1 protein-coding gene is annotated in these 389 nt (G+C 67.1%); it reads right to left on the bottom strand.

Translation table 11 applies throughout. The features are described from left to right. Positions 1-364, bottom strand: a 364-nt coding sequence (locus GVN67_RS29525; RefSeq protein ID WP_200845480.1) for a hypothetical protein, incomplete at its 3' end; no start/stop codon positions are given. Positions 365-389: the final 25 nt, after the last annotated feature.

The raw sequence follows: 389 nt of genomic DNA, 5'->3' as shown, positions 1-389 counted from the left end.
GGGTGGGGGTGATGCCCAGCTGGGTCATGGCCCGGTCGAAGCGCTCATCGCGGCTGGTCACCGCGGCCGGCGACTGGATGCCGTACTTGGTGGCATCGACGAAGTTCTGCACGTCGCCGCGGGTCGGCGGATTGCCGGCCTGGACCGTACCGCCCTGCAGCTTTTCCGCGTTGCCGGCCAGATAGCTGATGAACTGCGGGCCCATGCCGCCGAACTGGTTGTCATAGTCGGCCATGGCCAGCTGCAGTTCGGGGTTCGCCGCGATGGCATCGGCGGCGGCCGGGTTGGTGGCACGCACCTTGGCGATGGCTTCATCGACGCGCTCGATGGCGCTGTCCAGCTTGTCGTTGGTGAGCTGGTCCATCTTCGCCTGCGGAATGGCCTGCAAC

Source organism: Roseomonas sp. 18066 (assembly GCF_902706185.1).
Taxonomy (GTDB): Bacteria; Pseudomonadota; Alphaproteobacteria; order Acetobacterales; family Acetobacteraceae; genus Pseudoroseomonas.
This window is presented reverse-complemented; position numbering and strand designations above follow the sequence as displayed.